Below are 25,589 nucleotides of genomic sequence, written 5' to 3'. Positions count from 1 at the left end.
TTTAAGTCTTTATTAAGAGCGGGGTTTTGTACAACAAAACCCCGCAATCTGACTATTTTAATAACTTATAAATCCCTTTCCCCCACAGCTTTCCAAGGCTTTCTGCCCCTATTTTGTTGGGATGCAGGTAAAATACGCCCTGCCAGCCCTCTTCCGCCTGTAGCTCTGCCGCTGCATGTTGCTTAAAGTACCCAAATCCCTGTTTATCGCCCACAATCACCTGTCCAGGCTTTGTTCTTCCATAATCCTTGACTAGCTCACTGATCTGCGGGAAATAAGTCTGCAATCTGTCCAGGCCCCGTTGCAAATAGATCGCACCGTTATAGGTATTGGGACTATACCAGATAGGCAGGTGCACGACTACCCTGCTGTCCGGAAAATCTGTCAGCAACTGGTCTATAATTGCCTGTAAGTTCTTTTTATAGTTTTCGGGAGAGACTGGAGCCCCGTTTGGCCCCTCTACGGCACTATCATTGGTGCCCAAATCAATTGAAAATACTAACAATGCATCTTTCTCTGCCTTATAAGCTTCGGCTGCCGCCTCCACTTTTTTAAATGCTTTCCCGGTAGCTGGCAGAAAATCTACCGTAGTATACCCGCTTACGCCCTGGTTGGAAAAATTCACTTTACCGACTCCATCCTGGGTTTGCAACCACTCCACCGTTCGTACCGGCGGAGCCTCCTTCTCCGGATCCTTTAGCGTTGCTCCATGAGTAATACTGTTCCCAATAAATACAATATTCAGATTTGTGACGGCTTTCTTTTGCGCCATCGACGGAAGCTGGGCAATCACCAGCATGAGCAGGTATACACCTGCCCTTTGGCCATAGGTTCTCATATACATGACAATTTATCTCCGCCACTGGAAGTAGAAACAGCTACCTTCTCCCAAACGGGATTCCACCCATACCTTTCCGCCCTGTGTTTCCACCAGTAATTTGAGGATATTCAATCCTATTCCTGTGCCCTTATCGTCATCCCTGTCTACCTTTTCAAACAACCTGAAGATTCTTTCATTGTCCTTATCCTCTATGCCAGGACCATTGTCCTTCACATAAAAATTATAAAACTCACCGTCCGGTGCACCACCCACACTAATCTCTGTTATAGCTTTATCGTTATACTTAATCGCGTTACTCAGTAAATTCTGGAATACCTGCTGCAGTTTCTGTCTGCTGGTATGCAGCACAGGCAGGTTCGGTGCCACCTCGATCCGTACATGTACCGGGGGGAACAACAGTTTGATCAGCTGCTGCAACAACTCATTTACATCCACATCTTCTGTTTTGTTGGAGAACTGGTGTTCCTTGCTGTAGTCGAGGATAGCTGTGATCATATCTGCCATTTGTGAGGCTGCACTCACAGACATTCCCATATATTCTGACAGCATAGGTGTGCCCTTTACTATTTCTTCTTCCTGCATCAGCATCAGCAAACCTGTAATACCGGAGAGTGGTGTTTTCAGGTCGTGTGCCACTACGTGCATAAAGCGCTCCAGCTGCCCATTGATCTGTTCCTTCTCCTTCAGGGCCTGTTTCAGTTCATCCTGGTAGAAATATAACTGTTCGAATACGTTTACCTTAGCACGGGTCATATTGATGTCCAGTGGTTTGGACAGATAATCTACGGCTCCCTTCTTAAAACCTTCCAGCACATAGTATTCGTCTTTGTTTATGGCAGTTACAAAAATGATGGAGATATTCCTGGTTTTCGGATTGTCTTTGAGTAAACGGGCCACTTCAAATCCGTCCATATCCGGCATTTGCACATCCAGCATGATCAGCCCAATATCATCGTTTTTTAATACCTGCTTCAATGCTTCATTGCCCGATGAAGCCTGAATAAACGTCCTGTTATCCGCCAGCAGCATTTGTTCCAGCGATAATAAATTCTCCATTCTATCGTCTACCAGCAGGATGGTAAATTTTTTGGTCTTAATCATCGGCACTCTTTTAACGGCTAATCTTATTTATATATACGAAGAAAACATTACTCATGGTTCATTAATTATAAATTTTATTATATCTTCAACTGGCAGGGCATGAATCCCTTTGCTTATTTCAAGCGCTGCCAGTGGCATAGCAACGAACGCGGCGGTAGCAGGATCCTGAACAATGCCTGTACCACCTGCGGCGATAATATCGCGCATGCCTTTAGCACCATCTTTATTCGCACCGCTCAGCAATATAGCGAGCGCACTGCTGCCATACACCTCTGCCACACTACTAAAGGTCATGTCTATAGAAGGCCGGCTGTAATTGACCAGTTCTGAATAATCCAGCATAAAGGTCTTATCGGCTTCCAGCATCAGGTGATAATTTTGTGGTGCAAGGTAAATGTTGCGTGCTTTTACAGCTTCTTTATCTTCTGGCTCAATAATTCTTCTTTTGGAGGACAGCAGTCTGCCCATTTCACTCTGCACATTGCGGAGCCTGTGCAATACGATGACAACAGGGGTCTGCACATAATCAGGCAGTTCATCCAGAATCCTGCTTAGTACAGCGATGCTACCGGCTGACCCTCCGATTGTGATAATATCGTACTTTTTGTTCTTCATAAATTTACAACATGCGGCTTACCCTTTTCTCCGGTAAATCTTATGCGCTGGATGTATCGTTTCAAATTTTTCATGGATGCTGGCGAAGCGCATGGTTTCTTTGATTCCCATGGCCAGGTAACCACGCGGTGAAAGGCTGTCATAGAATAATTGCAACACGTGGTTCTGCAATTCCCTGTTGAAATATATAAATACATTTCGGCAGCAAATGAGCTGGAACTCATTGAATACGGTATCTGTGACCAGGTTGTGCTGGAAAAAGGTGATATGCTTACGCAGCTCTTTTTTAATCAGCACATTGTCATACCTGGCTGTGTAGTAATTTGAAAAATCGCCTAAACCTCCTGACTGAATGTAATTGTATACATAGTCTTTCATATTATCCAGTGGTAAGATGCCCATGTTTGCCTTTTCAAGGTTCATAGGGTTGAGGTCAGTCGCATATATTTTAGTCCTTCCCAGCAGTCCGGCTTCATGCAGCAGGATGGCCATGGAAAAGACCTCTTCTCCGGTAGAACAACCGGCATGCCATATTTTAATATTCGGGTACGCCGCCAGCTTGGGAAGCACCTGTGTCCGCAGGGTTTGATAAAACAAGGGATCACGGAACATTTCCGTCACATTCACGGTAATATACTGTACCAGCCGGTTAAAAAAATCTGTATCATTGACCAGCAGATACTTCAGCTCAAATGCGGTAGCTATTCCGGCATAGCTCATAAAACGAACAATACGGCGCTTGAGGGATGCCTGCGCATAACCGGTGAAATCATATCCGTATTGCAGTTTTACTATATTAACTATATCAACGAAATCTGCATTAGATATGTCTTCCTTCATAGAAACAATACAAGGTTATACCATCCAAACATGTATAAGCGATAAAAGTTTACTGCTATCGATTGGCTTGGCTATATAATCCGAAGCTCCTGCAGCGATACATTTTTCCCTGTCCCCCGCCATGGCTTTTGCTGTGAGTGCAATGACCGGCAGATTTTGATAACGACTATTTGCGCGGATGCGGCGCATGGCTTCATAACCATCCATTTCCGGCATCATGATGTCCATCAGTACTAAACGAATATCAGGATTTTCTTCGAGTCTTTCAAGTGCTTCTTTCCCATCAGCAGCTGTCACTACATCCAATCCATGACCTGCCAGCAGTGCGCTCAGGGAAAATACATTTCGCATATCGTCGTCAGCCAGTAATACTTTCTGGCCTTCCAGGTTGCTTTCTGTCTTAGGTACCCTGTCTGCAGGTTGAGCTACAGTCGTCTCATTCAGCTTGTAGAGGAAGAGTTCCAGTTCATCCATGAGGCGGTCTCCCGAGAAGGTAGAGTTGCGTACAATGGCTGCTGCGTTCTTTTTCAGCGCCAGTTCATCAGCTTCCGAAATGTCGTGATCAAGGTATACGATCACCGGCAGGTCTCTGGCGGCAGCAATCTGCCTGAGCTGGTTGAGCCTGGCAATGCTTTCTGATATATCAGTACCGGCATCCAGCACAATCCCGTCGTAGGAATGGGATTGTAGTTCCATCGCAGCTTCGGCCAATCCTTTCACCAGGTGGTACTGGGTTTGCAGATGGCGCTCATCACTGAGTGATTGCAGGAAAGGATGATGGAGTAATACGCCTTCTGAAATAACCAGCACTTTTTTCAGCCTGGCATCCAGTTGGGAACTGATACCGGAGAACACTGTTTCCATATCAGTAACCTGCAGCGGCTTCTGCGTATAGCCCTCTACTTTATCACGTACCTGCAGGGAGATTTCTCCTGCCGACACTACGTGTACGAGTATATGTTTCAGCTCTTCGTTGTTCTTTAGAATCTTCAGAATGCTGTTGCCATCTATCAATGGCAGATTCATATCCAGGATGATTGCAGCCGGCAGGAACTTCCGGGCAAAGAACAAACCATCATTCCCGTTCAGGGCTACGATGGTCTTAAATCCTTTTTGTCTGGCAAAGTCCCGGAGGATGGTCGCAAAGCTGGCATCGTCCTCAACGATGAGAATGAGCTTATCCTGCTTGCTTAGAATGTTGCGGTCATCTTCTACCACTTGTTCTCCTGGTGGCAGCACAGGTTCTATTTTAACGGGCAGTTCCTGCACGGGGGCAAGCGCAGCTGTCGGCCGGGGAACGGCATTGGGAGGTGCCCCGGTAGGCATGACAATGGTAAAGGTACTACCCTGCCCTTCTGCACTGACCAGGCGGATCTCGCCACCCAGGCGCTTCATCAGTTCTTTGCTGATGCTAAGCCCCAGGCCTGTACCTCCATATTTTCGGCTGGTAGAACCATCTGCCTGGCGGAAGGCTTCGAAGATCAGTTGTTGCTTATCAGCAGGAATACCGCTACCGGTATCGGATACTGCGATGTGGAGCCCGTCTGCCTGTACAGTCCAGGCCAGTTCAATTGTGCCTTCCTTCGGGGTGAATTTAAATGCATTGGAAAGCAGGTTCTTGATCACCTGTTCCAGGCGCTGGCCATCTGTCTGAATGGTAGCAGGAACAGCCGCGTCTATATTTGTAATGAAGTTAATCTGTTTTTCTTCGGCTACTACATGGAAGAGTTGTTGAAGATCGCTATTGATACTTTTTACAGTTACCGGCTCTATGTTCATTTCCACTTTTCCGGCTTCGATCTTGGACAGGTCCAGGATATCGTTGATGAGTTTAAGGAGATCAGAACCGGATTTGTGAATGATACCGGCATATTCCATCTGCTTTGGGCTCAGATTCTGTTCTTTGTTTTCTTCCAGCAGTCGGGCAAGGATCAGTACACTATTGAGTGGTGTACGTAGCTCGTGCGACATGTTTGCCAGGAATTCAGATTTGTAGGTACTGCTTTGCTCCAGTTCTTCCGCTTTCCTGGACAGCTCTTGCCGGGCCATTTCGAGGGCTTTGTTCTGCACACTCATTTCGTCATTCACCTGGCGCAGTTCTTCTTCCTGTACCCGCAGCTCTTCTTCGGAGGCCTGGAGTATTTCTGACTGGCGGGTCAGTTCTTCGTTGGATTGACGCAGTTCTTCCTGCTGTGTTTCAAGAATCTCTTTCTGATCCTGTACGCGGCGCAGGAGCTCCATAACTTTTTTGCGGGAGCTGGCAGCATTGACAGCTACTGCGATGGCGTGCGAGGTATTGCGCAGCAGGTCTATGGCTCTTTCGCTCAGCTGATTAAATGAAACCAGTTCTATCAATCCTACCAGGTCATTATCAGCCCACAGGGGCAGGCATATAACGGTGCCGGGGGTATCATTCCCGGTGGCGGACTCCAGTCGCCAGTAACTGGCAGGAATATCTTTTATAACAGTTAGTTCTTTCCGGGTGGCCGCTTCGCCGGTGATGCCTTCGTGCAGTTCGTAGGACTTCTTGATAGTGGAAGGTAGTCCTTTGCCGGCACAGAACTTCAGCATTTTGCTCTCATCGTCATAACAATAAAAGACAGCGGCGGGCAGGTCCAGGTAAGTGATCAGGGCCTGCAGAATTTTGCTGGCAAGGGCATCAATTGCAACATCTCCCTGCAAGCTTTCGTTAACCAGGCTCATACCGGTGAGCATCCAGTTATTAGCATTGGCATTGGCATTGAGTATTTCGGTTTCCCGCAGTTTAACCTGTAGTTCTTTCTGTGCTTTGAGCCGGTTATTGAATTCGCGGAAGGAGATCACCATGAGCACGAGCGCGACAAACAATATGAAACAGGTATTAAGGATGAGGGCAGTGGAGGCCCTGGCTACAGATTCAGTATTAGCGCTATTGCGGTTGGCAAGCAGCAGGCGTTCCTCGACAATTATATCCTGGATATCATTATGAATCTTTGTCGCCATGAGGCGTTCCTCATTGGTAATTTCCGTAACATGTGAATACACGTAGTTCGTGTCGTGCCTGACACCCAGCCCTTCCCAGTAATTAAGGAGTCCTATTAATTCCTTTTCAATGGCGATTGTTTTTTTCAGCTGACTGGCGTTGTCCCTAACCATTTTACGGAGATCGTAGAAGGCTGGCAATATTTTTGGATGTATTTCGAAGTAAGAATCAAGGTATTTAAATATATGAGTACTTCTATATGCAGTACCTGCAGATTCAATTTCGTAAACATATCTATTGATACGTTGCGCAGTAGTGATCACTTCATAGGAGTGTTCTACCCATTCAGCCTGTGAGCGTTGCTTTTTGAAAGTGATATAGGTAAAGATGCCACCGACTATTACCAACAGGATAGCAATAGAAAATCCGAGATACAGACGTGACTTTAAGGAGTTCTTCATAGTAGACAAATATAATGCTTTACTTATAAACGTTCGGGGAAGCTTCGGTGCAACTTCGATGTGATAAGGGCATTATAAGGGCACTATAAGGTCACCAAAAGGTCACTTCAATATCCCCGGGATATTGAGGTGACCTTTTGGTGACCTTTTGGTGATGTTTTGGTGATAGGTTAGTATCGAAGCTTAGGGTTGTTTTCATATAGATAGAATATAGGTATAATGCAGGGACGTATATTAATCTCCATAATATGGCCATTATTGCCCTGTTGGTAGTAATTTACAGCCAAATTCGAGTGCTAAAAACGTAAACTAAACATTTACCGCCCCGAATATTTTTAAATAAATTATAATATAAAATAATTAACGAATTATTTGCAAAAAGGGGAAAACCTTTCAGGTTGGTTTTGAGTATATATGGGTAAGCCATTAGTAGACCATGCAAAATCGACTACACTGCAATAAAATCGTGAACAATTTTATTAAACACACTAAAAAACCAGGTTGTACATCCCGTACCACCATTCTTCAAAAATAAAAGCCAATATATGAGTAGTAAAATTCTGCTTATTGAAGATGATGAAGTGATGCCGAAGATTGTAGAAAGAATCCTGCACAAAGAAGAATACAAAATTGAACATGTGACTAATGGCAAAGAGGCTTTCCAGAAACTGGAAGATACCGATTATGGTTTTGACCTGATCATAACTGATATTATGATGCCATATGCTAATGGTTTCGAGATTCTCAGCAGGGTAAAAAACCGTAAAGAAGGTAAACCAATTCCTGTGATTATTGTTTCTAATGCAGGGAATGAGGATATGATACTGGAAGGCTTCAAACTGGGAGCTGACGATTTCCTGAAAAAACCAGTGATACCAGGGGAATTGCTGATCAGGGTAAAAAGACTCCTGATGCAATACAACCGGTAGTAACCGGCTGATATTCTATGTGACCGATGACCAATTGACCAATCCTTATGGAATTTAGCTTTTATGAGTTCAGGTATGCTCCGTTAAGTATACAGATAGCTGGTATTTTTATTGTTGTTGCCATCGTGTGTACGCTATTGGCGTACTTTTCTATATTGGTGGGCAGGTACAGAGCCTACCGCCAGTCAGAAAGGCTGAAGAAGCTGCACCCGATCATCGACGAGCAGCTCATGGAACATATACTCCTGAACGAAGAGCTGGCCAGTGATGTACCTGCCGACCAGGTGCAACTTCCCCTGGAAAGCTTTCAGCAACCCGTATTTGAGAAGAAATGGGCCCGCCAGGCACTCATCGACCGTCTTATCCATTATAGAAATAATGTAAGAGGCTCGATGGGCGAGCAATTGCGTAACCTGTACATTCAGCTGGACCTGGATAAGGATTCCCTGAAGAAAATGAAATCCCGTAAATGGGAAAGAAAGGTGCAGGGCCTGGCAGAAATGAGCAACATGAATATGTCCATTGCGGACGTAACCATCCTTCCGCTGACGAATAGTAATAACCGTGAGCTTCGTGCAGCAGCCCGCCATGCTTATATTAAGCTAAGTAAGAATGAACCTTTCAAGTTCTTCGACGTGGTGACAGAACCCCTCCTGCTCTGGGACCAGGTAGAGTTGTTCAAAATTATTTCTACTACTGAGCACATTGCCATTCCCAATTTTGCACAATGGATCACTTACTCTTCCAATAAATCAATTGTATCCTTCTGCCTGAAGCTGGTGGTGCACTACAATCAGCTAAGTGCAGTGCCTGCTGTAATCAGGCTGCTGGATACCAAAGATCACTATGTACGTGCGGATGCTATTAACTGCCTGGGCAAGATGAAAGTCGAGGATGTGGAGGAAAAGCTGGTGCATATGTACAACAGCCAACCTCTCAACTGCCGCCTGGAAATACTGAAAGCATTAGGTAGGATCAGTAGTGGTAAATATGTAGATTTCCTGCGCCAGGAATTCCTGCACGCCACCGATTTTGAAGTTCGTAAACATGCTGCCAAATCCCTCATTAATAATAAATGGGCGGCCAAAGGCCTGATTCAGGAACTGATTGATACTGCGACTGCAGAAAACAAGCTGATCCTGAAACATAGCATGAACCCATTAATAAAATTCTAGTTGTGAATGGATAATATCTGGGAAACCTTAGGGCGAATCTACGAGAATGGTGTTTTCATATATGGAACAGTACTGCTGGTGACATACGCCTTGCTGGCCATCTTCTCTATGATCTCCGTACGCGCCTATGCCAAAAGGGATAATGTGGACCAGCTGAATACATTACTCAGTTCTCCGTTGGCCCCAGGCATTACTGTGCTGGCCCCTGCCTTCAACGAAGGTCTCACGATTATTTTTAATGTACGCTCCCTGCTCACGCTGAACTACCCCAGGTATGAGATTATCATTGTCAATGATGGTAGTACGGACAACAGCCTGGAACAAATGATTGAAGAGTTCCAGCTGGTGCCTGTGGACTTTGCCTACAATGCAAAAATCCAGACCAAGCCCGTGCGTAAGATCTATAAATCTTCCAATCCAGCCTACGCCAAACTAATGGTGATAGACAAGGTGAATGGTAAAAGTAAGGCAGATGCTGTGAATGCAGGGATCAATGCTGCTGCTTACCCCCACTTTGTATGTACAGACGTAGATTGCATTCTCGATAAAAATACCCTGCTGGAACTGATCAAACCAGTGATGCAGGAAGAAAAAAAACGTGTAATCGCCACCGGTGCTACCCTGCGTATTGCCAACTCCTGTGAGTTCGACCAGGGTGTAATGACCCGTATGCGCCCGCCCCGCCAGCTCCTGCCCCGCTTCCAGGAAGTAGAATATATCCGTGCTTTCGTATTGGGAAAGATGGGCTGGACCCTGCTGAACTGTGTACCAAATGTATCAGGCGGTCTCGGCCTTTTTGATAAAGAAATAGCCATCCGCAGTGGTGGATACGACCATAGCTCCTTCGGTGAAGATATGGAGCTGATGACCCGTATGTGCCGCTATGCACACGACAATAAGATTGAATACGCCATTCGCTATATACCCAAGACTCTCTGCTGGACAGAAGCACCTGTGACCGTCAAGATCTTCAACCGCCAGCGTACCCGCTGGGCCAGGGGACTTGCACAACTCATGTATGCTCACTTCGGTATGTTCCTGAACCCAAGGTATGGCAGGATGGGGATGATCATATTCCCGTACAACTTCTTTTTTGAGCTGCTGGCCCCCATCATTGAGTTCACCGGTATCATCTACTATATAGTCATGGGCATCTTCGGACTCATCAACTGGCCAACAGCCCTTATCCTCTTATTATTTGTATATACATATTCGGTGATGATCACGACGATCGCCATCCTCTGGGATCAGTTGTCGTTCAAATATTACCGTACATGGAAGGAAGTAGCGTTCCTGTGTCTGACACCATTTATGGAATTCTTCCTGTACCATCCCCTCATCGTGATTTTTGCCCTGCGTGGATATTGGTACTTCCTGACCGGGAAGAAGAGTACCTGGGGGAACATGCAGCGACGCGGATTTCAGCAAACACCTAAACCAGCTGCTACAGCAGCTGCAGCTAAATAAATACGCCTGTGGAACTGATAAGAAATTTTTACGAAGGCTTTGTGTTCATTTATGGTTGCACCATGCTGTTCATGTATGCGTTGCTGGCGTTGCTCTCCCTGCGAGGCATCCGGAAGTTCCAGCGTAAGAACAGCTATGTAGATTATACCAAGATGCTGCAGTCGCCGCTGGCACCGGGCATTTCTATTATTGCCCCGGCCTTCAACGAGGCGGTGACCATCATTCAAAACGTACGCTCCCTGCTCACGCTGAACTACCCCACCTTCGAGGTGATCATCGTGAACGATGGCAGCACGGATGATACTTTGCAGAAACTGATCGACGAATTTGAACTGGTTGAAATGGACTTTGCCTACAACGCGCGCATTAACTGTAAACCGGTAAAGCGCCTGTTCAAGTCCACCAATACAGCCTACGATAAACTGGTGGTGGTCGATAAAATCAATGGTAAGAGTAAGGCGGATGCATCCAATGCAGGCATCAATGCGGCTGTTTACAATTACTTTTTATGTACGGACGTGGATTGTATCATTGAGAAAGATACTCTCATGCGTATGATCAAACCATTCATGGATGAAGAGCACCATAAGATCAAAGAAATCGGGGAGCCTTGTCCGGAATGTGGTTATGTACATGTGAAAGAGGATAGTATCCGTGTCATTGCTACCGGAGCTACCCTCCGTATAGCCAACAGTTGTGAGATCGATGAAGGGGTGATCACCCGGGTGCGCCCGCCGGAAAAGTGGCTGCCACGCTTCCAGGAGATGGAATACCTGCGTGCATACGTACTGGGTAAGATGGGTTGGAGTGTGATCAACTGTGTGCCGAACGTATCCGGTGGCCTGGGTTTATTTGACAAGGAAATTGCCATCAAAGCCGGTGGATACGACAGTAAATCATTTGCGGAAGATATGGACATCGTGACACGTATGTGTACTTACATGATGGACAATAATATGAAGTATGCCATCCGTTACATTCCTACTACCCAGTGCTGGACGGAAGGCCCTCCTAATATGAAAGTATTCAGCCGTCAGCGTACCCGCTGGGGACGGGGTCTGGCAGAGATCATCACTATACACAGGAAGGTTATTTTCAATCCCCGTTACAAACAATTGGGGATGGTGGTACTACCTTACAACCTGTTTTTCGAATTCCTGGCCCCCATCATCGAATTTACAGGGATTATTTATTATATCTACCTCATTATTACCAACCAGATCAACTGGCAGTTTGCATTGATCCTGCTGGCGTTTGTGTATTTCTATTCAGTGATGATCACAACCCTGGCAATATTGTGGGACCATATGACCTATCAATACTACCGTACCTGGAGAGAGGTATTAGGTCTGGCACTGATGGCATTTATAGAACCTTTCGTATACCATCCACTCATCGTATTTTTTGCCCTGCGAGGTTATTTCAACTTCCTAACAGGTAAGAAACACACATGGGGGAACATGCAGCGTCAGGGATTTGGTAAGAAAAAACCTGCAAACACCTAAGATGATGTCTTTTTTTAAACATATACTATCAGGTACCCTGATCTGCCTGTCCTTACAGGCAGAAGCACAGTTATTCAAGAAAGGCCCTGATGCGGATGACCTCTATAATGAGGCGGTGAAAGAAACAAAGGCGCAGCATTATGCAAAAGCAATAGAGCTTTCCAGGGCTGCATTGGCAAAGCGACCTGAATTTACCGACCAGGAATTGCTGCTGGGCAGACTTTACATGCTCACAGGACAGACAGATGCAGCACGTAAACATGTAAAAGCAGTTCTGGCTAAAGATCCGCTATACAGGGATGCCTACCTGTATGCGATCAATATTGAACTGGGTGCAAAGAAGTATGAAGAAGCAGCATGTTATGTAGATGAGGGATTGTACCATTTTCCTGCGGACAAAGACCTGATGCTGAAAAAGCTGGGAATCCTGGATGCCAGTGAAAACTTCTTCCAGGGAGGCATTTATGCAAATTCATTACTAGAGAAATATTCGGACGATACTGTCGTGACCCGTGCCTATACCGGTCACTATATGCTGGCAGGCCATTACTACCAGGTAAGAGGCAATCAGCTGCTGGCACAGCAAAATTATGAAAAGGCCCTGCTGATAGACCCGAATAACAGGGAGGCAAAAGAGGCTATCACGAACATGTATATCCGTAACGGTAGCTATACCAGTGCGATAGAGCAAATCAATGCCGAACTGGCATCCAATCCGGGTTCTTATGACCTGATGATGCGTAAGCTGGGATTGCTGCAGGACACACATGATTATGCAGGTGCACTTGCTTACCTGCAACAGATCCTGAAGCGGTTCCCGAACGATGCCAAGGCACGTAGCATGGAAACTCCATTGCGCATGGAAGCGGCAGCATGGTATGCAAATACTGACCCTTACTTATTGTATCAGGGTGTGCTGGAAAAGAACCCCGGCAACCGTGAGGCACTGGATAAGGTAATTGGCTTAAGCATGTCACGTGGCGCATATCGCGAAGCACTGGCATGGATTAACCGTGGCCTGAAGAATAGTCCTAACGATCAACGCCTGCTGGCACTGAAAATGGATGTACTTGAAAGCGACAGGAAATTCACAGAAGCGGCAGCAATCGCAGAGAAATTGCGTGTAAGCAATCCCGGTAACGCTGACCTGAAAAGCAGGTATACGGCCCTGAAAATAGCAAGTGGACGGGATTACCTGTCACAGCAGCAATACGACCTGGCATTGTCAGAGTTCTCCAAAGCCCTGCAGGCAGATCCAAAGGATACAGCAGCACTGGACATGACTGCCAATACATACATTATTCAGAAAGATAATGCCCGTGCACTGCAGGTATTGGATAAAGCACTGGCCACCTACCCGAACAATACCCGGTTCCTGATTAAGAAAAGCAGTGTACTGGCGGATATGGGACAGTATGATGAAGCAGCAGGGATTGCAGCGCAACTGCTGGAACGTAATCCGGGTGATGAACGCTACCAGGCCAACCTTGTAGACCTGCGCCTGACAGCCGGCAGGATCCTGATGCAATCAGAAGAATATGATATGGCAGCAGGGCAATTCAGGGCTGTACTGGCAGAACAGCCGAACAACCTGGATGCGATCAACTACCTGATCAATATGGAAAGTGCGGTAGGGCAGCCGGATAGTGCATTAATGTATGCAGACCAGGGATTGAAATTTTATCCTGACAATAAAGACCTGCTACTGAAAAAGGCGGGTGTACTGACGGCTATGCACCGATACGCAGAATCAAACGACATTGCTTACCAGCTGATGCAACGTTACCCCTTCACGGTCAAGTACCGAAATGCTTATACGGATGGATTGCTCGCAGAAGGCACTGCCTACCAGCGAAACAACCAGCCGGATAGTGCACTGACTGTATTTAAGCAGGTACTGGCTGTGAACAGACGTGACTCAATGGCTTTATTATATACAATCAACCTGCTGAATGGCAAGCAGCAATATGACAGTGCGCTGGCCTATGCAAATGAGGGAATCCGTTATTATCCCAATAATGATGCATTCATTCAAAAACGTGCTGTGACACTGGAAAGCAAGAAGGAATATGTCGCCGCATCGGCAGCGGCAGATTCTGTGGTGGTATTGAAGAATACTCCTGCCAATGAGGATTATGCTGATTACCTGAAGAGCAAGACCCTGAAGAACCAGTTTGGTATGTACTACCTCAATACCAATTATGATTACACTTCTACGAAATATAACATTGCCACACTGGAATACCGTCACTACATTCCAAGAGGCTCCTGGGCTGCCCGCCTGAACTATGCAGGCCGTACACAGGGCACCGGGCTGATGGGCGAAGCGGAGATCTATTATAACCATACACCCAGGATGTATTCTTATGGTTTGCTGAACTATTCCAATGGTATTGTGTTCCCGCAGTTCAGGGTAGCCTATTCCCTCTTCAAAACCTTTAAGCACAATATAGAAGGTGAACTGGGTGTACGCTACCTGAAGGCGGACAGTGTAAACAGTATTTCAGGTGTCGCATCAGTAGCGAAAACATGGAAGGATTTTTGGGTAAACTTCAGGGCGTATTTCATCAGCGACTCACCGAACTTCTATACTTCTTTTAACCTGACGAGCAGGTATTATATGAATCATAGCCAGGATTATATCATGTTTGTAGCAGGACTGGGTACATCGCCGGATGATAGAAGCCGGCTGGTACAGTTCCCGAAACTGGCGGGATTATTGACAAGGAGTGTGGGGGCCGGTTATCTGAAGACATTCAAATACAGAACTTCTGTAGGTGTGTATGGGACCTGGATCAATCAGAAGATTAACGATACAGACTACCAGAACCAATATGATCTTTATATAACTTTACAACGTAAGTTTTAAATATACTGACTCCCTCCCTGATCCGGAGGGAGTTTTTCTTTCAGTCTAATTTTAAATTTTCATGTTCAGAATGATGCAGTCATTGTTATTAATATTAACCATGTTTTCATGTCAGTCTTCGGTTTCCCGGATAGACCTGAAGAAACATGTGATTGTGTTGCCGGTGGAAGCTACGAAGAATGAAACGCATGCAGGTACGGTATTGCAGGATTATGTGAAGCGGATAACGGGGATGACATTGCCGGTGATTAAAGAGAATGTGTATCAGAAAGATCAGGCCGCGATTTTTGTAGGAAATACGGAGCATAGTACTTCTTATGGTAAATTGAAAGGAGAAGGTTTCGTGATTGCGGCGGATATGCGTGATGTGTATATCAAAGGTGGCAGTGGCAAAGGTGTGGTGTACGGGGTATATACATTGATTGAGAAATACTTTGGTGCACGGAAATATGCGGAAGGACCGGCGGTGGTACCTGCTACAAAAGAAGTAAGTGTACCACAACAGTTGATGGACAAGCAGGAGCCGACCTTAGTATACCGGGAAACGTATTATCCGGAAGCGTTTGACAATGAATACCTGGAATGGCATAAGCTGCACAGGTTTGAAGATTTGTGGGGGCTATGGGGACATTCCTTCTTTAAGATTGTGCCACCTAAGACTTATTACGCTACGCACCCGGAATATTATGCGCTGGTAGATGGGAAGAGACAGGCAACACAATTGTGCCTGAGCAATGAAGGGGTATTTAATGTGACGGTGGATTACCTGCGTAAAGCCATTGCAGATAATCCGGATGCTTTATATTGGTCTATTGCAGCAGAAGATGGGGGTGGTTTTTGTACCTGTGATCAGTGTAGTCAGGTGAATAAAGAAGAAGGCAGTGCATCGGGGAGCCTGATCCAGTTCATCAATAAAGTAGCTGCGAAATTTCCTGATCAGCATTTTACCACTTTAGCTTATTTATATACTGCGAAAGCACCTTTGAAGACGAAGCCGGCTTCGAATGTATATATCATGCTGAGTAGTATAGATGCTTACAGGCAGGAGCCTTTAAGTACGATACCATCGGCGGCGGATTTCAGGAAGAACCTGGAGAGCTGGGGAGCATTGACAGATCATCTCTTTGTGTGGGATTATACAACGCAGTTTACGAATTACCTGGCACCGTTTCCTGATTACAGGAATTTGCAACCGAATCTGCTGTACATGACAGCGCATAAGGTACGTGGAGTATTCTCACAGGGAAGTGGCGATACTTATGGTGATATGGATGCGTATAATGCTTATTTACAGGCTAAGTTATTATGGGATCCTGCTGCAGATGCAGTAGCGATAACGAAGGATTTCTTTGATGGATATTATGGCAAAGCGGGTGTACCAGTGCTGGATTATGTAAATGCATTAAGTGCATCTAAGGCGCAACTGGATATTTATGGTAATCCGGTAGCCAGTGCTAAAAATTATTTATCGCCGGAAGCGATTGATAAATATTCTACCATCCTGGATAAAGCAGAAGCTGCTGCTGAGGGGGAGTACCTGAAGCGGGTGTACAATACCAGATTGGGACTTGAATACTGTGTGTTGCAGCAATCCCGCTTCTATGGAACAGATAAATATGGGTATCTGCAGGCATCGGGAGATGGGTTTGTGGTGAATCCGCGCTGGCCGGAAAGGGTGAAGAAATTTGTGGCGCAGTGTAAGGTAGCGGGTGTGAAGGAATTATCAGAAGGCGGTGCGTCGCCGGATGCTTATCAGCAGGAATGGGATACTATATTTTCTAAGAAGTGGGTGAATAGCATAGCGTATAATGCAAAGGTGACCTTATTGAATCCACCATCAGATGAATATCCGGCTAAGAGAGAAAGGACATTGACGGATGGATTGTTGGGAACAAAGGATTTTAGTATTAACTGGTTGTTTATTTATGGAAAGGACCTGGTGGCAACGATTGACCTGGGTGCGCAGAAGACGGTGAATACTTTACAGGTTAATTTTTTAAATGACCCAAGGCATTATATCTTCAATCCTGCAACGATTACGGTAGAGACATCAGTAGATGGCGTGAATTTCACAAAGGCAGGAACGCAGCGGACTCCTTCCATTGCGGATGAGGATTATACTACCAGTATCAATACCTACAAGTTTGGCTTATCAGCAGTGCAGGCAAGGTATGTACGGGTGACGGGACAGTGTCAGGCTTCGGTACCGGGATGGCGGGGAGCGCCGCCGACGAAGCGGCCTTCGGTGTGTGCTGATGAAGTTTATATCCTTTAAATAAAAAAGGGCCTTGCGGCCCTTTTTTTAGATCTTAAAATGTACATAATAATTACTTTCTAACTGTTCTATCACGGCTTCTGCGGTTTCTACTGCCGCTTCTGCGTTCCGGCCTGTGATAATGTTTTCATCACTGACCACCTTTTCCCCTTTATAGAATACAGCACCTATTTCTTTCAATCTTGTTTCCAGTGGGAAAGGTACTTCTCCTTTTTCTTCTTCATTGGAAATAGCGGTAACATTCCTGCCAGCGAGAAGACTCATACCACTTTTATCTTTTGAACAACATAACCCGGCTACACCATGTGCAACAGCAGCAATGGGTTTGTGGGCCTTGTTGAAGTCCTGCAGTAAAGCATTCAATTCCTTGTTGTCCACCAAATCCCACATGGCTCCTCTCCCACCTGCTATAAAGATGGAATCGTAATTTTCGGCGCTCACTTCGGAGAGTTTCAGCGAATTTTCCAGCCAATAGATAGCGTCCTGATCAGCCAATAACTGGTGATGTTGCTCTGCTGTTGGATCTAAGGTCACCCTGCCACCTTTGGGCGAAGCGACCTGAACGTCGGCACCGGCTTCGATAAATGCATAGTAAGGGGCTGCCAGCGTATCAAGCCATAGACCTGTGTTACCTGGCTGATGGTGGGTTGTGGTTACTAACAATATCTTCATAAGCATTTGTTTTTGAAGCAAATATTGCTGCAATAATAATGCCCCGGAGCAGTGCTCCGGGGCATTAAATTGTTAAAGTACCGTAATAATTTATCTATTTTAAAGTAACTACTACTACAGAAGTTGCAGGCAGTTCAACTACCAGGTCATTACCCTGTTTTTTAGCACCATTGAAAGTGGCAGTCTTCACCTTGTTAGGATTTTCGAAGGTATTGATGTCGGTGTATTTGCCGGAGCTCAGTACCTGGCCACTTACGGTTTTCCATTGTACATCTTTCAGGTTCGCAGTCACTGTGATCTTTTTAGCAGGATCCAGGTTTACGAAGGAGATGTGAACAGCACCGGTGGAGTCTTTGGATGCGGAGGCATTGACAGCAGGAATGCTTTCATTGCCATTGGTATAGGATGGGCTATTCAGCTGGATAGGCAGGTAAGCGGCATCCATGTGCACCTGGAACAAGTCAAAGACATAGTAAGTAGGTGTGAGCAGCAGTTTTTCCTTGTCGGTCAGGATCAGGGACTGTAATACGTTGACAGTCTGCGCCAGGTTTGCCAGTCTTACGCGGTCACTATGGTTGTTGAAGATATTAAGTGTAGAAGCAGCGATGAGGGCATCTCTGAGGCTGTTCTGCTGATAGAGGAAACCGGGGTTGGTACCTGGTTCCACATCTGTCCAGATGCCCCATTCGTCTACAGCCAGGGCTACGCTCTTTTTAGGATCGTATTTATCCATTACAGCGGAGTGCTTGGTTACGAGTGTATCCATGAGCAGGCATTTCCGCATGGTGGTGAAGTATTCTTTTTCGTCGAATTTAGTAGCGGAACCTTTGTGGCCCCAGTCGCCAGGAATGGTGTAATAATGTAAGGACAGGCCCCACATCATGTGCAGGGGAATCTCTTTCATACATACTTCAGTCCAGTGGTAGTCAAAGTCGCTGGCACCGCTGGCCATTTTTTTCAGTCTGGCACCCGGATAATCGCGGGCATAGGTAGCATAGCGGCGGAACTGGCCGGCATAGAATTCGGGGGTCATGTTACCACCGCAACCCCAGCTTTCGTTACCTACGCCCCAGAAGCCTACTTTCCAGGGAGCAGGGTGACCGTTTTCAGCACGGAGCTTGCTCATAGGGCTGGTGCCGTCGAAGTTGAAGTATTCAACCCATTTGGACATTTCTTCGACCGTGCCGCTACCTACGTTCGCAGAGATGTAGGGTTCAGTGTGCAGGAGTTCGCAGAGCTCCATGAACTCGTGGGTACCGAAGGAGTTGTCTTCAGTAACGCCGCCCCAGTTGGTATTGACCATTTTAGGGCGATCGGATCTTTTACCGATACCGTCACGCCAGTGGTATTCGTCTGCAAAGCAGCCACCGGGCCAGCGGAGGTTCGGGATGTGGATCTTTTTAAGAGCATCCACGACATCGAGGCGGATGCGGTCTTTTTTGGGTACGTTCAGGGAGGAGTCTACCCAGAAACCACCATAAATGCAGTGGCCGAGGTGCTCGGAAAAATGACCGTAGATGTGGCGGCTGATCTGGTGATCTGATTTACCAGATACCGTCAGGCTGGCAGTAGTTTGTGCCTTTGCAACATGCATGATCATCAAAAGCACCAGGAAAGTGAGATTCTTTTTCATATACAATTTTCATTAGCTTAATTGCGAAGACGTGGAACGATGGCTAAGATAGAAAAATTAATTGTCAATTATACAACTATTTTATCATTTTGGGTTTAATTATGCATGCGGCAGGCTTCCGGAGAAATTCTGCAGGGTACCAGCCGGGCTTTTCAACTTTTAATATAACTAATAATACTCCGTTAAATGTAAGTGCCTTTTTGAGGCTTAGGCTACATTTGCGGGTATGGAAAAGATCATCTCGAACACAGTTACATTGAACGCCAGTCCTGAGAAGGTTTGGGCTTTGCTCACGGAGCCTGCATATGTAAAGCAATATATGTACAATAGTGACCTGGTTACAGACTGGCAGCCGGGTCAGCCGGTGATTTTTAAAGGTGAGTACCAGGGGCAGGAAATGGTGTTTGTAAAGGGGTTTGCCCTGGAGAACCGGCCTTATTCGCTTTTATCTTATTCTGTATTTGATCCGAATGCGAAATACACGGATGAGCCCTGGAATTATCTGACGGTGACATATAAGCTGGAGCCCATGGGGGATCAGACGCAGCTGACGATAACGCAGGGAGACTATACAAAGGTGCAGGATGGAGAGAAGAGGTATGAGGATGCTGCTAATGCGGGAGGATGGAGCAGTATACTTGAAAAGATCAGGGAGCTGGTGTAGGGGCTAATTTTGAGGAATATCTTACTTTCATGAAAAGTTCCGTCATGAGGGATGATATTCCTTTTCATTTACCAGATCGGCCTGCGAATGTATTACAGGCTGTAGCGCTAAAGGAGGATACCTTGATACTACCTTCAGCAGCTGTTCATTCTACCATTACGCAATGGTTGTTTGACGGTATTTATATGCGGCATAGTGTTCATCACTTCAACGACTATCTGTCTTTTTCCAGGAAGAATGAAACGGATACGATCAGTCTTTCATTCAATATCAGCGGGCATACGTTGATCAGGCAGGAAGGTGCATTGTATGAGGTGCGGGGGCAGGTGCATAATATTATTTATGCAAATGGGTACATGAATACGTTTGAGAATAAATCGCTGGATGCGGAGAATTTGAGTATAGAGTTTTCAAGAGCGGCGTTCCTGGAATTGACAGCGGGGAGTAATGATACAATGAAGCGGTTTGCAGACCGGTTACTGGAGGGAGGACCTGTGGTGATGGGCTTACAGTCATTGCCAACGAATGCGGCGATACAAAGGGTATTGCAGGAGATTATACAGTGTAGTTTTACGGGGCACCTGAAGAAATTGTTTTTATTGTCGAAGAGTATTGAGTTGCTGGTATTGCAGGCGGATGCCTGGCACCAGGCTTTTCAGTATCAGGAGCGGCAGCAGTATAGGCGGGATGATGTGGAGCGTATTTATTATGCACGGGAATACCTGATTAATAATATGGAGATGCCGCCGAGTTTGTCGGAGTTGTCAAGGATCGTGGGGATGAATGAGTTTAAGCTGAAAAAGAAGTTTAAGGAGGAGTTTAATATGACGGTATTTGGGTATTTGGCGGATTATCGTTTAGGCGTGGCGAGGAGTTTTTTGGAAGATGGAAATAAGGCGGTGGGAGAGATTGCTTATGAGCTGGGATACTCGTCCCCACAGCATTTCAGCGCGGCGTTCAGGAAGAAGTATGGGATAGCACCGAGTGAGTTGAAGAAATAATTTTTAAAAATAATTGGCGAATATTTGGTGGATTAAAAACAATTCGTACATTTGCAATCCCAATCGCAACCACAGTGAAGCGAAAACGGAAAAAAGCTCTTAAAAAACACAAGCGGAAGTAGCTCATTTGGTAGAGCACGACCTTGCCAAGGTCGGGGTGGCCGGTTCGAGCCCGGTCTTCCGCTCAGAGGTAGAAGCCTGATAAGTAATCTTATCAGGCTTTTTTGTTTTCAGCCGGGTGATAGTTTTCTATCTATGGCTTGTTAGCATTGCATTTCAGCTGCCATTCACACTACATGAAAAAACCGCATTGGCCTATGGCGAATGCGGTTTTTTTTAAACTAAAAAAGCCTTCCGGTTTGACCGGAAGGCTCTCTCAATATGATAAAATCCTTACTTGTACTTAGGATTATAAAGCGTGTTTTCTGGAACATTTACTTCAGGCTTACCAGGATAACGGTGTTTATACAATTGGTAGCAACCTCCCAGGACAAAAGACAAAAAGCAGAAAATGCTTATATAAAATAAAAATCTGGAAGACGACACCCAGTTATTGGTAAAGTCATTCTTGTTTACAACAGTATTATTTTCCATATCTATGTATTTCGCATTGCAAACTTACATCATGTCAAATGAAAATCAAAGTAAATTTTTACAATTCCCTTACTCTTTTTCCAAAGTTCTGAAAGTCTTCCTGTTCAGGAAATAATACCTCCAGATCATGATACCGTGGAACACCCCGGTCATGCCCAGCAACTTCTTCTGTGGCAAGGGGTGCTTTTCTCCTGTATACTTCCTGCGCCAGCGGAGATAGTCTACATAAGCTTTGTAAATCGCCTTCATATCTTTCGGTTTTCCGGCCACCAGGCTCTTCACCCCTGCCAGCACATCCAGGAAAAAGCGTTGGAAAAGTACGATCCATCTATCATGCGGATGCAGGTTCTTCCACAACATCATCAGGTTATTCCTGAAATTCAGGTAGACCTTTCTCGGATTTCCCTGCGGCAGGCTCCCCCCTCCTACGTGATATACAATTGATTCGGGACAATAACAGATCCTGTAACCAGCCCGTTTCAGGCGCCAGCACAAATCCACCTCTTCCATATGCGCAAAGAAATCGGCATCAAAACCACCTACCTCATGAAAACAGGAAGAACGTATGAATAATGCAGCACCTGTAGCCCAGAAGATATCCTGTTCATCATCGTACTGCCCTTCGTCCGTTTCGGTTGTATACAGGATACGGCCCCGGCAAAAGGTATAGCCCAGGATATCCATCCATCCACCCGCAGCACCGGCATACTCAAACTCCGGCTTATTATAATAGGCTCTCAGCTTCGGCTGACAGGCTGCTACATGGTAATCTCTCCTCATTAATGCGACAACAGGCTCAATCCAACCCGGCTCCACTTCCACATCCTGGTTCAGCAATACATAGATATCTGCCTGCACATGTTGCAGGGCTTCGTTATATCCCCCGGCAAACCCGTTATTAGTAGTATTCTGAATAATTTTTACAGCGGGAAAATTCTCGCGTACATAAGCCACGCTATCATCCGTGGAAGCATTGTCTGCTACGTATAACTGCAGGTTCTCATAAGTTGACCTGCATACGGAAGGCAGAAAATCTTCCAGAAACTTACGTCCGTTCCAATTCAGGATGACAACTGCTACCGATGGTGCTCCAGACAATAGATTCAGTATTATACGTGAGTAATATATTTAGCGTTGCAAATATGCGAAAAATACACAAGTGTGTAAGGGTCATTTTGTCCTTATTGCTCAAACATTTTGTGCTTATTGCTTAAATTCGATCCTCATATGTTCAAACAGTTCATAGGCTGGAAATTCCTGCTGGTCACTGCGGCGGTACTCATTATCGTGGGTACTATCTGGTATGTAAGCAGTCTGGCACGTAAGATCGAAGACGAAGAAACCCGTAAGGTGGCTACATGGGTGGCGGCCAACAGAGAGTTATTACAGGCACCTGATGAGGCAAACCTGAACCTTGCGGTAGAGATCATTACTAACAATACCACCATTCCTGTGATTATCACGGACCGGGAGGGGCATATTATCGACTCCCGCAACCTGGATACGGTTCGGATCTCACATAACCCACAATACATTGAAGATGAATTAAATACATTCAGAAAGCAACACCGTCCCTTCATCATGGAGATCGATGCCCGGAATAATTTGTACAACTACATTTATTATGGTGACTCGCTGATTCTCAAACAGGTTCGCTATTATCCATATATACAATTGATGGTGGTAGCCTTGTTTGTGAGTATTATGCTGATTGCCTTGTCCTCCTCTAACCGTGCGGTCCAGAATCTTGTATGGGTGGGGATGGCAAAGGAGACGGCACACCAGTTGGGGACTCCCCTCTCTTCTATAGAAGCCTGGATCGAGCTGCTCAAAGAAACGGAGGGCAACGAGCTGATGGCGACGGAGTTGACGAAGGATGTGGACAGACTGAAACTGATTACGGAGCGTTTTTCCAAGATCGGTAGTGTACCTCAGCTGGAAGAGCGGGATGTGATACAGCAGGTGAGTAATATGATGCAGTACATTAAGAAGAGGGCACCGCAGAAGGTGGTGTTTACGATGCATACGCAGGAACATGAGATGCCGGCGATGATTTCGCCGTCGTTGTTTGACTGGGTGATAGAGAATTTGTTGAAGAATGCGTTGGATGCGATGGAGGGAAAGGGAAGTATTGATATTTTTATTGAGAGTCATCCTGCGCATTTGATTATAGATATTACGGATACGGGGAAGGGGATTCCGAAAGCGAATTTTGAGAAGGTGTTTAAGCCGGGGTTTAGTACGAAGAAGCGAGGCTGGGGATTAGGGTTGTCGTTGGCGAAGCGGATCATAGATGAGTATCATAAGGGGAGATTGACGGTGAAGTGGTCAGAGTTGGGGAAGGGAACGACGTTTAGGATCTGGTTGAGGAAATAAAAATGGCGGGGTGGGCAGAAAAATTTGTAATTAAATTTGTTGGTTTTTAAAAAGATTATATATTTGCACTCCTTCAAAGATGCGGAGGTGGCGAAATTGGTAGACGCGCTACTTTGAGGTGGTAGTGCCTGAAAGGGCTTGGGAGTTCGAATCTCCTCTTCCGCACGAACTAAAGCGAAAATTACGAAAGTAGTTTTCGCTTTTTTATTTTGGTAATTAATGCATTTCGGGTGGCTAATAAATCATTTGCGGACCAGGGATCAAGTTGAATTCCTAGGGGATTTGTGATGTTAAGCATAAATTTCAGATAACCTGAACAGGAAGAATTCTACATCTCTAACCCCTCTCATCGCATTTCTAAACGCTTTGATCTTCGCATTAAATGACTCTCCTAACGCATTGGTGGCCCTGTTGTTGAAAAAATTAAGGATGACCAGAAAATGGTGTTGGATGGTTCTGGCAAGGGTTTTAAACGAAGGCAGGCATGCCTCCTTACATAGTCATTCAATAATCCCAATTCTTAAAAGCCTGTTCTTTACTCGTACAATGGCGAAAAACTTCTCCTAAATGCAATGATAATTGATACCCTTTATGAATGATGGGATATCTGGTAAACAATTGCTCGGCTCTTTGTCTCTGTTCGCGTGTCCATGCTTCAGGTGCTTAAATAATAAGTAACGGCTTCGAGCCAGGAGTTGCTTAGCACTATCTTCATTGGGCAAAATATCAGGTTGATAAGCACCCCCTTGTCCATTGGCCTGATCTATAGCAATATTTTTTTCCTCCAAGTTTGCCAACGATGATTAATACGCAAAGGATATTTAAGACCCTGGTGACGTAAAATTGGGATGTACATATGGTATTTTATACGAAAAAATCGAGGAGTGCTATGGAAGGGGTTTATGCAGAAATAAATATGGTAAACCCTTCTTATTGGGCAGCCTTTGTTTTGTTGAAGTAAATTTATAACCCAATTGAGAGACGAAAAATACAAACTAGTGGGTATTGTTAGTTAAATCCAAAAGCTACAACTTCGGGTATTAAAGTACCCCGAATTTAAGATGTTATGAACACAATTAGAATTATTGCAATTATAGCAATATTGATGCTCGGCATTTATGTAGCGCTATCCCCTGGGCTCGTATATGCACCAGCTCCCAGAATAATACTATATTTCCTCATATGTTTTTTACCAAGTCTGCTATTAGGAGTAGAAGCAAGCTCACGTTTTCAATTGAAATTACCAGGTTTTGTTTTTACAACGGCGGGAGGGTGTGCTATTTGTTTTGGAGCATTGGTATTACTCAATCACCTTTCAAAGGCAGAAGAAAAAATTGCTGTTTTTCAGGTATTCGATGAGCATAATGAACCTGTGTTTTTAGATTGGAAAGATGCATTGAAGATACCTCCAACGCCTAATGGGTTAACAATCACGAAATTTATAGATGGGAATAATTTTATTGCAGTTTTTCCTGAACAAGTTGGAAAGGCAGAAGTTCAGATAAAAAAATCACCAACAGGCCCCTTATATGTTGGAGACATCACTTATTCCGGGAGCAGAACCTCCAAATTAGTCCTGGGAAAAGATCTGAAAGCAAACCACTGATCT

At 45.4% G+C, this 25,589-nt stretch carries 19 protein-coding genes and 2 tRNA genes; 12 read left to right on the top strand and 9 right to left on the bottom strand.

Annotated features, from left to right (window positions below):
• Nucleotides 1–52: 52 nt before the first annotated feature.
• Genes DXN04_RS25725 through DXN04_RS25705 form a run of 5 tightly spaced genes read right to left on the bottom strand, consistent with a single transcriptional unit; the run spans nucleotide 53 to nucleotide 6,820 of the window.
• Nucleotides 53–838 carry a GDSL-type esterase/lipase family protein gene (locus tag DXN04_RS25725; protein WP_199415135.1) on the bottom strand — a complete coding sequence of 262 codons (786 nt, stop codon included), beginning with the start codon at nucleotides 836–838 and terminating at the stop codon, nucleotides 53–55.
• Nucleotides 839–850: 12 nt separating this feature from the next.
• Nucleotides 851–1,942 carry a sensor histidine kinase gene (locus tag DXN04_RS25720; protein WP_116856274.1) on the bottom strand — a complete coding sequence of 364 codons (1,092 nt, stop codon included), beginning with the start codon at nucleotides 1,940–1,942 and terminating at the stop codon, nucleotides 851–853.
• Between the two features lie 51 nt (nucleotides 1,943–1,993).
• A complete protein-coding gene (locus DXN04_RS25715; RefSeq protein ID WP_116856273.1) occupies nucleotides 1,994–2,557 on the bottom strand; it encodes a chemotaxis protein CheB in 564 nt (187 codons plus the stop codon).
• Nucleotides 2,558–2,575: 18 nt separating this feature from the next.
• Nucleotides 2,576–3,397, bottom strand: coding sequence for a CheR family methyltransferase (locus DXN04_RS25710; RefSeq protein WP_116856272.1), 822 nt, complete (start codon nucleotides 3,395–3,397; stop codon nucleotides 2,576–2,578).
• Between the two features lie 15 nt (nucleotides 3,398–3,412).
• Complete coding sequence (locus tag DXN04_RS25705; protein ID WP_116856271.1) at nucleotides 3,413–6,820, bottom strand: response regulator; 3,408 nt, start codon at nucleotides 6,818–6,820, stop codon at nucleotides 3,413–3,415.
• Nucleotides 6,821–7,365: 545 nt separating this feature from the next.
• Between DXN04_RS25705 and DXN04_RS25700 the strand changes: the two genes are divergently transcribed.
• The 6 genes from DXN04_RS25700 to DXN04_RS25675 all read left to right on the top strand — a co-directional run bounded on the left by DXN04_RS25700 (nucleotide 7,366) and on the right by DXN04_RS25675 (nucleotide 17,040).
• On the top strand, nucleotides 7,366–7,749 hold the full coding sequence (locus DXN04_RS25700; RefSeq protein WP_116856270.1) for a response regulator: 384 nt from the start codon (nucleotides 7,366–7,368) through the stop codon (nucleotides 7,747–7,749).
• A 47-nt stretch (nucleotides 7,750–7,796) separates the two neighbouring features.
• On the top strand, nucleotides 7,797–8,924 hold the full coding sequence (locus DXN04_RS25695) for a HEAT repeat domain-containing protein (RefSeq protein ID WP_116856269.1): 1,128 nt from the start codon (nucleotides 7,797–7,799) through the stop codon (nucleotides 8,922–8,924).
• A gap of 6 nt (nucleotides 8,925–8,930) precedes the next feature.
• On the top strand, nucleotides 8,931–10,391 hold the full coding sequence (locus DXN04_RS25690) for a glycosyltransferase family 2 protein (protein WP_116856268.1): 1,461 nt from the start codon (nucleotides 8,931–8,933) through the stop codon (nucleotides 10,389–10,391).
• An 8-nt stretch (nucleotides 10,392–10,399) separates the two neighbouring features.
• Complete coding sequence (locus DXN04_RS25685) at nucleotides 10,400–11,896, top strand: glycosyltransferase family 2 protein (RefSeq protein ID WP_116856267.1); 1,497 nt, start codon at nucleotides 10,400–10,402, stop codon at nucleotides 11,894–11,896.
• 1 nt (nucleotide 11,897) lies between these two features.
• Entirely contained in the window at nucleotides 11,898–14,765 is a 2,868-nt protein-coding gene (locus DXN04_RS25680) for a tetratricopeptide repeat protein (protein WP_116856266.1), read from the top strand.
• Nucleotides 14,766–14,835: 70 nt separating this feature from the next.
• Nucleotides 14,836–17,040, top strand: coding sequence for a DUF4838 domain-containing protein (locus tag DXN04_RS25675; protein WP_158569145.1), 2,205 nt, complete (start codon nucleotides 14,836–14,838; stop codon nucleotides 17,038–17,040).
• Nucleotides 17,041–17,067: 27 nt separating this feature from the next.
• Here DXN04_RS25675 and DXN04_RS25670 read toward each other — a convergent pair whose 3' ends face one another.
• Together DXN04_RS25670 and DXN04_RS25665 are read right to left on the bottom strand one after the other, a co-directional pair.
• Nucleotides 17,068–17,712: a type 1 glutamine amidotransferase domain-containing protein gene (locus DXN04_RS25670; RefSeq protein WP_158569144.1), complete on the bottom strand. Its 645-nt coding sequence runs from the start codon at nucleotides 17,710–17,712 to the stop codon at nucleotides 17,068–17,070.
• 94 nt (nucleotides 17,713–17,806) lie between these two features.
• Nucleotides 17,807–19,345, bottom strand: coding sequence for an alpha-N-arabinofuranosidase (locus tag DXN04_RS25665; protein ID WP_116856263.1), 1,539 nt, complete (start codon nucleotides 19,343–19,345; stop codon nucleotides 17,807–17,809).
• A 226-nt stretch (nucleotides 19,346–19,571) separates the two neighbouring features.
• Here DXN04_RS25665 and DXN04_RS25660 point away from each other — a divergent pair, with 226 nt between their 5' ends.
• The 3 genes from DXN04_RS25660 (at nucleotide 19,572) to DXN04_RS25650 (ending at nucleotide 21,195) form a co-directional block, all read left to right on the top strand.
• Nucleotides 19,572–20,009 carry an SRPBCC domain-containing protein gene (locus DXN04_RS25660; protein WP_116856262.1) on the top strand — a complete coding sequence of 146 codons (438 nt, stop codon included), beginning with the start codon at nucleotides 19,572–19,574 and terminating at the stop codon, nucleotides 20,007–20,009.
• 29 nt (nucleotides 20,010–20,038) lie between these two features.
• Entirely contained in the window at nucleotides 20,039–21,010 is a 972-nt protein-coding gene (locus DXN04_RS25655) for a helix-turn-helix transcriptional regulator (RefSeq protein WP_116856261.1), read from the top strand.
• 112 nt (nucleotides 21,011–21,122) lie between these two features.
• Nucleotides 21,123–21,195, top strand: a tRNA-Gly gene (locus tag DXN04_RS25650).
• Between the two features lie 478 nt (nucleotides 21,196–21,673).
• On the opposite strand, the gene DXN04_RS25640 is transcribed toward DXN04_RS25650, so the two are convergent.
• Nucleotides 21,674–22,702: a glycosyltransferase family 2 protein gene (locus DXN04_RS25640; protein ID WP_116856259.1), complete on the bottom strand. Its 1,029-nt coding sequence runs from the start codon at nucleotides 22,700–22,702 to the stop codon at nucleotides 21,674–21,676.
• 129 nt (nucleotides 22,703–22,831) lie between these two features.
• Between DXN04_RS25640 and DXN04_RS25635 the strand changes: the two genes are divergently transcribed.
• Both DXN04_RS25635 and DXN04_RS25630 read left to right on the top strand, forming a co-directional pair.
• Complete coding sequence (locus DXN04_RS25635; protein WP_116856258.1) at nucleotides 22,832–23,980, top strand: sensor histidine kinase; 1,149 nt, start codon at nucleotides 22,832–22,834, stop codon at nucleotides 23,978–23,980.
• A gap of 81 nt (nucleotides 23,981–24,061) precedes the next feature.
• Nucleotides 24,062–24,145 (top strand) — tRNA-Leu (locus tag DXN04_RS25630).
• Nucleotides 24,146–24,270: 125 nt separating this feature from the next.
• Here the strand turns inward: DXN04_RS25630 and DXN04_RS35885 are convergent.
• Nucleotides 24,271–24,462: a transposase gene (locus DXN04_RS35885; protein ID WP_116856390.1), complete on the bottom strand. Its 192-nt coding sequence runs from the start codon at nucleotides 24,460–24,462 to the stop codon at nucleotides 24,271–24,273.
• Between the two features lie 584 nt (nucleotides 24,463–25,046).
• Here DXN04_RS35885 and DXN04_RS25615 point away from each other — a divergent pair.
• Entirely contained in the window at nucleotides 25,047–25,586 is a 540-nt protein-coding gene (locus DXN04_RS25615) for a hypothetical protein (protein ID WP_116856256.1), read from the top strand.
• Nucleotides 25,587–25,589 lie beyond the last annotated feature (3 nt).

The sequence above is a fragment of the Chitinophaga silvisoli genome (genome assembly GCF_003412465.1).
Classification (GTDB): domain Bacteria; phylum Bacteroidota; class Bacteroidia; order Chitinophagales; family Chitinophagaceae; genus Chitinophaga; species Chitinophaga silvisoli.
This window is presented reverse-complemented; position numbering and strand designations above follow the sequence as displayed.